This is a genomic window from Nostoc sp. FACHB-152, from assembly GCF_014697475.1.
In the GTDB taxonomy this organism is placed as follows: Bacteria; Cyanobacteriota; Cyanobacteriia; order Cyanobacteriales; family Nostocaceae; genus Nostoc_B.
This window is the reverse complement of sequence record NZ_JACJRV010000044.1, coordinates 54,692-60,691: the sequence shown is the minus strand read 5'-3', so window position 1 is coordinate 60,691 and position 6,000 is coordinate 54,692. Positions and strand designations below refer to the sequence as shown.

Below are 6,000 nucleotides of genomic sequence, written 5' to 3'. Positions count from 1 at the left end.
CCGCGTCGGAGCGAAAAGTTGAGCCAGTGCGTTGGACGGGTTCCCCGGCATAAAGCAACTGGCGTTGCGCGTCCGGGTTTCCCGGCGCAAAACTTTTCAAGACAGAGGGGTTGGGGAGAGGTTCATCGAACTCACGTTAATTAAATATCCAAAAATAGTAGGGTGCGTTGTCGTGTAATGCAACGCACTATCTTGTTATGGTTTACTGGGGTGCGTTAGGCTTAAAGCCATAATACAACGCCAGTTTGCTCAAGTCGGGAGACCCTTGACGCTCGTTCGCGTAGCGTCTCCCCTTGGGAGAAGACTCGCTACCGCTTCGCTAACGGCAGTTCCTCCTGGGGGAAACCCCCTACGTACCCGTGACTGCCGACGCTCCTACGTCGCTAACGCTACGCTAACACCACGCAACTCCCCTACATTTTAAGTTTTTTAGGATGGACTAATTATGAAAAAAAGCAACGTCAAACCGTTCATACGTCATAATTCATGACGCTCCTACGTCGCTAACGCTACGCTAACACCACGCAACTGGCTCCCCTACATTTTTAAGTTTTTTAGGATGGACTAATTATGAAAAAAAGCAACGTCAAACCGTTCATACGTCATAATTCATACTGCATCCTTCTGCTGTCATTTGTACTTTGTTTAGGTTTATTTGGTGTTAATCCAGCAAGTGCAGCAAACTTACCTAGTGATTTGCTTAAACAACCAGCAACAGAAATTACAGTTAACTTAGGTAATGCTGCTAACGAACTCAAGTTTGAACCCAATCACCTAGAGTTAGTAGCTGGTAAACGCTACCTACTCCGGCTGAAGAACCCCAGCCAATTAAAGCACTACTTTACTGCTAAAGATTTCGCTGATGCCAGTTGGACACAAAAAGTAGAAGCAGGCAAAGTTGAAATCAAAGGGGCTATTCACGAACTAGAACTGAAACCAACTGCGGAAGCAGAGTGGGTAATTGTACCGCTAAAAGCAGGAAAATATAGCCTACGCTGCCCCATAGCGGGACATACCGAAGCCGGAATGACAGGAGAGATTGTTGTCAATAATTCGTAATTAGCTTTGCTAAATAAGCTAAGTTAAATATAGATATTGTTTCTCAACTATCCTAGAAAAAGCACGGACTCCGTAGCGACAAAGCATCAGTAATTATTATCTCCCCCATGAACATTCTCAGCAATTTGCTTTCTCAACCAGCTAAGACTGCGCCTCCAAAAAAGCAACGTCGAGGAATAGAACTGAAATCACCCCGTGAAATTGAAATTATGCGGCAATCTGCCAAAATTGTCGCTACGGTACTCAAAGAAATTTCTCAAATGGTCAAGCCAGGGATGACGACAGCTGACTTGGATGCTTATGCAGAAAAACGCATCCGCGAAATGGATGCAACACCCAGCTTTAAAGGGTATCACGGTTTTACGGGTTCTATCTGCTCTAGTATCAATAATGAAGTGGTACATGGAATCCCAAGTCCGAAGAAAGTCATCCGTGCTGGGGATGTCTTGAAAGTAGATACAGGTGCTTATTATCAAGGATTTCATGGCGATTCTTGCATCACCATTGCCGTCGGTGAAGTTACCCCAGACGCGGCTAAACTAATTCGGGTAGCGGAAGAAGCCCTTTATAAAGGCATTGAACAAGTGAAAGCAGGCGCGTATCTGCTGGATTTAGCAGGGGCAATTGAAGACCATGTAAAGGCTAATGGTTTTAGTGTGGTGGAAGAATTCACTGGACATGGTGTTGGTCGTAACTTGCACGAAGAACCTTCTGTGTTTAACTTCCGGACACGGAGTATGCCAAATGTGAAATTGCGTGCGGGAATGACTTTGGCAATTGAACCAATTTTAAATGCTGGTTCTAAACATACAAGAACTTTAGCCGACCGTTGGACTGCTGTAACTGTAGATAATTCTCTCTCGGCTCAGTTTGAGCATACAGTTTTGGTGACAGAAACAGGTTATGAGATTTTGACCGATCGCACTAAAGTATAGTTGAGTAAGTGCGATCATATTTTGATAGAGTGCGATCGCATTTATTTAGGGAAGAAATAATTCTGCTGCAAAACCTAACCCCCCAGCCCCCTTCCCTATTAGGGAAGGGGGAGAAATCAAAGCCTCTCTCCTTGCAGGGGAGAGGTTTGGAGAGGGGTTTTCCAGATACCGTGAAAAGTCAGGTTGATATATAAGTTTTATAAAAAGAAGATGTACTAAACCTGCTTGGGTGGCTTTTTTAAGGAAAATTCAATTCACTGGTTACTGATAACTGCTTACTGATAACTGTTGAAAGTTTGTTTGATAATTTTGTAGCGTCTCTTGAGCTTGTTGATAAACAAATGTATTTTTAGGAACCTCTTTTAAAAGATTAATTGCCTGTTGCCATTTTTCTTGAGCTTGTTGCCGAACTGATAATGAATGCGGCGAACTTTGAACAAAAAAGTGTGCTTCAATTGCTAGTTTATGAGCAGCTTCTAAATTAGCTAAAGCTTTTTTTTCGATAATTACTCTTTGAGCAATAGCATGATGATAAAAACGATAGCGCGTTAACTTCTCTTGAGATTGAGCCGCAATAGATGTTGTTTTGGGAATGCTTTCTAGTAACTTAATTGCCTCCTGCCATTTAAATTGGGCTTGTTGCCAAACAATGAGAGGATGGGGCGGTGTTTGTGCTAAACGAGAAGCTTCTAGTCCGAAAGTTTGAGCGGCTTTAAAATTAGCGATCGCAGTTTCTTCAGAATTATAATTTAGATTAAATTGTCGCAATTGAGGATTTTCTGCTTTAATTATCCAACTGCCAAAACTTAACGCTAATAAACTGGCAGCCATCATGCTAAAAGAATAAACTAATTTTTGTTTTTGTAAATTCTTCTGTAGCTGATTTCTGCCTAACTTAGGGTTGAGTAAATATTTTTCTGCTTTTACTCTCAATGAACTAAGCTGCAAAATTAAAGAATCTATTTTATCTTGATAAAATTCACATTCATTAATAATATCTGTTAACTCTTGCAGTTTACCATCACCAGATATAATTAACTCCTGATCATCATCTAACCATTCTAAAGCAAAACCTGTTTTGCCACAAAAAGACGATACTCCTAGTAAAATTTTTAATAAACCTTGACTATTTTTAATATTATCAAAAATAAACTCCAATCTTTGTTTAACTTTTAAAGAATCTGCTTCCGCCTTAATAATTTGCTGAATCTGTTGTTGGAGCAATTTAGGTTGTAGTAAGTCTAATTGAATTTTTAAAATTTCTTCTGCTGCTTGAAATGTTGTCGGAATACTATCATGGGTAGCATCAATATTAAATTGTTTAACTAACTGAATATCACTTAATATATCCGCCGCGATCGCCTGAATCAAATCACCCCAATCAATCCAAACCTCTATTTTGGCTTGGATTTCTTCAAGGGTAATATCTACTGGTAATTGACCAAACTTTGCGGTGAGCAATCCTGGATAATCATACTTATACAGATAAACTGTAAAACCTCCCGAATTAAAAGGGTTGTGGGCTGTATCTCTACAAGCAAGTGTAGAAATAGGCGATTTTTCTAATTGGTTAGAGTTAACTTTTTGACTAATGGTTTCTTGGATATTACGTAATTTATCCTGAGCATTATTAATCATGGCAATTTGTTGCATGATGTCATGAGAATGCCCAATATTTAGCCTCAGAGTATTAACAATTTTTGGTAATTCATTTACCAGTGTTTCTAGATCAGCCATAAATATCCCTTGGGGATTTGCCGAAAGTTGAGATGAAACAATTAAAATGACTATGCTGCAAGGCTAGAGTTTAAATAAAACCTAATCTTGTCAGTGGTAGAAGCATCCTGATTAAAAAATCTGAGGAGCCATAAATTCATAGTTCCCGGATATTCAGCTTAAATAACAATTTCAGTTGAAAAGTTGGAAATAAATGCACAATTAATCACTAAAGTCAAATATGAATGAAACTGATTTAGCGTTTACCCCAGCAGTGGAGTTAGCGCAATTAATCCGTCGTCGGGAAGTGTCACCACTCCAGTTAGTGGAAATATATTTACAAAGAATTGAGCGGTTGAATCCTCAATTGGGAAGTTATTTTACGGTGACGGCAGAATTAGCGATCGCTGATGCCAAAGCAAAAACTGAAATGCTGGCAAAATCCGACCAACTGCCGCCTTTTTTTGGGGTGCCAATTTCGATTAAAGACCTGAATACGGTGGCGGGTGTACCCTGTACCTACGGCAACCCCGCGTTGTTAAATAACATTCCTGAATACGATGATGGGGTGGTAACGCGGATTAAACAGGCTGGATTCACTATTCTCGGCAAAACTGCAACTTCCGAAATTGGTTCTTTTCCCTACACAGAACCAACAGGCTTTCCTCCAGCCCGAAATCCTTGGAATTTAGAATATACCCCCGGCGGTTCTAGTGGTGGTGCCGCCGCCGCAGTCGCCGCCGGACTTTGTGCGATCGCCCAAGGTTCTGATGGTGGTGGTTCAATTCGCGGTCCCGCCGCTTGTTGCGGTTTGGTGGGAATCAAACCATCGCGGGGAAGAGTCACCAAAGCCCCAGTAGGCGATCGCTTGGGCGGAATTGCTGTCAACGGCCCTATTGCCAGGACTGTGGCTGATGCTGCGGCGATGTTAGACGCAATATCTGGTTACTTCACAGGCGATCCCTATTGGTTGCCTGATCCTGAACCGTCGTTTCTCGCCGCTACTCAAGAGAAAATTTCTGGTTTACGCATTGCCTTTAGCACTAACATTCCACCTTTAGGGACTGCGGATGCCAACTGTCAGCAAGGTGTATTGCAAACAGTCCAATTATTAGAACAGTTGGGTAACACCGTTGAAGAAAAATGCCCCGATTTTAGCGGGTTGGTGGAACCTTTTCAAATTGTTTGGCAAGCCGGGGTAGCTGCATCAGGAATTCCGGTGGAAGCATTACAGCCTCTAAATCGTTGGTTGTTAGCACGTACAGGTACGGTAGCTGAATACCTCCGGGCATTAGCGCAATTGCAGATTGTTTCCCGCCAAATTGTGGCATTTTTCGATAATTTCGATGTGTTGGTATTGCCAGTTTATTTACATTCGCCAATGCGGGTGGGTGAATGGGCGGCGTTGAGTCCAGAAGAAGCATTCCAAAATATTATGCGCTGGGTTGCCCCTTGCCCCGCCGCTAACGCTACTGGACTACCAGCGATCGCATTACCAATGGGTTTTGATAGTCACGGCGTACCTATCAGCGTGCAGCTAGTTGGTAAACCTGCGGCGGAAGCCACCTTAATTAGCCTCGCAGCGCAAATAGAAACAGCAAAACCTTGGATTCATCACCGCCCTGCTTTTGCTAGCTAATCATCGGGTAAAGATGAGGGTGTCAGGGTGTAGGAATTTTAAGAAGGTGCTTTCTCCCCTATCTTCTCTTACACCCCTATACCCCTACACTCTTAGTCCAAACTCCTGAAAATCAGTCCTCAATGTTAAGTTATCTTACAATTTCAAGGCAAAGAGCTTTGAAATTACCTCCAAAGAATTTTTCAGCCTGATCAAACGTCTCAGATCAGTTATGCACACGACATAAATAGCAGCCTCACGTATTATAAGAAAGGTATTTTAAGCATTTGAAAGATATAAATTATAAAAGTATCTATATTCGCTATATTGTCAAAATTAGTTTTAAAATGGCGTAAATCCAGATTTTATTCTAGCTTTATACATTGATCGGTTGCTCTCACAACAGGGGTTTTTACTAAGTATTTTTTCCTAATAAAACGGTAGTTTTGAGGGCAACAGTCTCCCAAAAAACACAAGAAATCCTGAAATCCATATAAATTAACGGTTTCATATATCCACTTCTGGCTGCTACACCTTAGAATGATTCATTGAAAAGTCGAGCCGATAGGATGTGTAGCGATTTTGAGTAGAAATACTCCTTAAGCATGACTTTTGTAATTCTGCAAACAGAGATTGGAGTAAAGATGCTACACGGTACATCTAGAAAAAATC

Annotated in this window: 5 protein-coding genes; 4 read left to right on the top strand and 1 reads right to left on the bottom strand. The window is 41.5% G+C overall.

Features of this window, described 5'->3' with window-relative positions:
- Nucleotides 1-265 precede the first annotated feature (265 nt).
- From H6G76_RS23430 to map, 3 genes are all read left to right on the top strand, one after another.
- The gene (locus H6G76_RS23430; RefSeq protein ID WP_190706276.1) at nucleotides 266-424 is read left to right on the top strand and encodes a hypothetical protein; all 159 of its coding nucleotides are present in this window, start codon (nucleotides 266-268) and stop codon (nucleotides 422-424) included.
- Nucleotides 425-570: 146 nt separating this feature from the next.
- A complete protein-coding gene (locus H6G76_RS23425) occupies nucleotides 571-1,059 on the top strand; it encodes a cupredoxin domain-containing protein (RefSeq protein ID WP_190706274.1) in 489 nt (162 codons plus the stop codon).
- A 107-nt stretch (nucleotides 1,060-1,166) separates the two neighbouring features.
- Nucleotides 1,167-1,994, top strand: a complete 828-nt coding sequence (map, locus tag H6G76_RS23420) for a type I methionyl aminopeptidase (RefSeq protein WP_190706271.1) — start codon at nucleotides 1,167-1,169, stop codon at nucleotides 1,992-1,994.
- A 261-nt stretch (nucleotides 1,995-2,255) separates the two neighbouring features.
- Here map and H6G76_RS23415 read toward each other — a convergent pair whose 3' ends face one another.
- A complete protein-coding gene (locus H6G76_RS23415) occupies nucleotides 2,256-3,731 on the bottom strand; it encodes a hypothetical protein (RefSeq protein WP_190706269.1) in 1,476 nt (491 codons plus the stop codon).
- Nucleotides 3,732-3,951: 220 nt separating this feature from the next.
- On the opposite strand from H6G76_RS23415, the gene H6G76_RS23410 reads away from it, so the two are divergent.
- On the top strand, nucleotides 3,952-5,349 hold the full coding sequence (locus H6G76_RS23410; RefSeq protein ID WP_190706267.1) for an amidase: 1,398 nt from the start codon (nucleotides 3,952-3,954) through the stop codon (nucleotides 5,347-5,349).
- Nucleotides 5,350-6,000 lie beyond the last annotated feature (651 nt).

Coding starts and splice junctions, on each gene's coding strand:
- H6G76_RS23425 (WP_190706274.1), top strand. CDS start 571: ATGAAAAAAAGCAACGTCAAACCGTTCATACGTCATAATTCATACTGC.
- map (WP_190706271.1), top strand. CDS start 1,167: ATGAACATTCTCAGCAATTTGCTTTCTCAACCAGCTAAGACTGCGCCT.
- H6G76_RS23415 (WP_190706269.1), bottom strand. CDS start 3,731: ATGGCTGATCTAGAAACACTGGTAAATGAATTACCAAAAATTGTTAAT.
- H6G76_RS23410 (WP_190706267.1), top strand. CDS start 3,952: ATGAATGAAACTGATTTAGCGTTTACCCCAGCAGTGGAGTTAGCGCAA.